The following is a 1,600-nucleotide window of genomic DNA, read 5'->3' on the forward strand; positions in this document are numbered from 1 at the left end:
GTTTCCCACTTTTTCAGTCAGGTAAACCTTTTGGCAACCTTATGTAAACCTCATGTAAACCTTTCTGTCGGGATCCGGCGAGGAGCGGCAGACCAGCCATTCCTCGCCGAGGGTGTCGCGCTGTTCGTTTCTACGCCCTCCTCGCCTCACAAATGCGCCTCAGCAGCCGCACGCGGCGCGGGGTGATCCCCGGCTCATGGCCCATGGCGATGATCCGCAGGAAGTCCAACCAGGCACGCTCGTTCTCCGTCAGTATGAGGTCTGCGTCTATATGCTCCATCACGTCACCTCCCGAGGATCGTATTGATCGCCGCCTGAGAGCGGCTGGTCAGGCGCGGATCGCTGTTGTCTGAGGCGTGGCGGATTGCCTTGATCCAGCCCAGCTCGTTCGCGGTTATCGGCTCGCCGAAGATTTCGATCACTGCCGCCGCCGCCGTCCGACCGACCGCCTGCTCCAGGGCGAGGCGCATCAGGAAGGCCGGGTCCGCCTCCAGGGCACGCGCCAGGGCCGGGATGCGGTCGAGCGCCGCCTTGGTCTTTCCCTGCTTGATCATCGTGATCACGTTCGGGTTGATGAAGCCCGCCTGCGCGGCGATCTCGGACTGCGTCTTGCGCGGCTTCAGTTCCAGGATGCGGCGTTCGACATACTGCGCCAGCCGGGTGTCTTCGAAAGGTTTCTTGGTCATTGTGCTCTCTCATCTGTGACGCAGCACGCGCTGCTTGTATTCGCTATAGCGATCACGAGAATGGGAAAGCGCGGCAGGAGGAGAGACCCCGTGATGTTCTTCGTCTCGCCGCGAACATGAATGATCAGATGTTCGAGCGCTGTGGAATGGTCGGCCAATTCGGCCACACCGGGACGTGCCAGGACGCGGTCGTGGAGGAAGGGGTAACTCCAGACGGAGACATCGCGCATATGCATGCCGAGACCAGTGCTCTTTCTGGCGGCTTTTCACGCCGCAGCTTTGATGATTTCGTGTTGGACCGGTTGGACCACTTGGACCGCATTGAATTTATTTGGGTTTCCCGGTCCAACCGGTCCGCCTGGTCCAAATGGTCCAGCGAATGAGAGAGGCCGATCACCTCTCTCATTGAGGATGGACCCCGTCAGGTCGCCGGTGAGGCCATGGGTGCGCCGAGGCGCTTTGCCGCGTGAACAGCATATGCCCAGGGGCGACGCGGAATGTTCCGGCCCATCCGCACCTGGTAACCGCCACCCTTCTGGGTCTTCAGAAGTCCGCCGTCTGCATGCAGCCGGGTTACCGCCGCCGGGTCATGCTCTGCGTGGATCGCCTGCCAGCGCTCGGGCCGGACGTAGAACCAGTTCTCGTCCCGCCAGCCATCGACCGGATCATGGTCAGTGGTGCCGATCGTCTGGAAACGATCGAGAGGCGTCGAGACATAGTCCTTCGTGCGCGGCACCGCGGTCGCGACTTCCGCGTTGGTGGTGCCGTCCCGATGCTCGAACCAGGTCAGAAACATCTCCCGTGCTGCCGCCCGAGCCGCATTTGCAGGCCAGTCGGTCAGTCCATTCTTCGTGGCCAGTTCTCCGGCAAGTGCCGCCAGCGCGAAACGCTTCAGGACACGCTGAACCTGACCG

Annotated in this window: 4 protein-coding genes; 1 reads left to right on the top strand and 3 read right to left on the bottom strand. The window is 61.9% G+C overall.

All coding sequences use genetic code 11. From position 1 onward, the window contains the following. Positions 1-130: 130 nt before the first annotated feature. Entirely contained in the window at positions 131-280 is a 150-nt protein-coding gene (locus ACSSV4_RS23180; RefSeq protein ID WP_454277335.1) for a hypothetical protein, read from the bottom strand. Between the two features lie 4 nt (positions 281-284). Beyond that, a complete protein-coding gene (locus ACSSV4_RS23185; RefSeq protein ID WP_454277336.1) occupies positions 285-686 on the bottom strand; it encodes an XRE family transcriptional regulator in 402 nt (133 codons plus the stop codon). 116 nt (positions 687-802) lie between these two features. Here ACSSV4_RS23185 and ACSSV4_RS23190 point away from each other — a divergent pair, with 116 nt between their 5' ends. Then, a complete protein-coding gene (locus ACSSV4_RS23190; RefSeq protein ID WP_454277337.1) occupies positions 803-1,069 on the top strand; it encodes a hypothetical protein in 267 nt (88 codons plus the stop codon). A 38-nt stretch (positions 1,070-1,107) separates the two neighbouring features. On the opposite strand, the gene ACSSV4_RS23195 is transcribed toward ACSSV4_RS23190, so the two are convergent. Continuing rightward, positions 1,108-1,600 (bottom strand): hypothetical protein (locus tag ACSSV4_RS23195; protein ID WP_454277338.1); only part of this gene is annotated, 493 nt, incomplete at its 5' end.

Source organism: Roseovarius sp. MBR-154 (assembly GCF_053628595.1).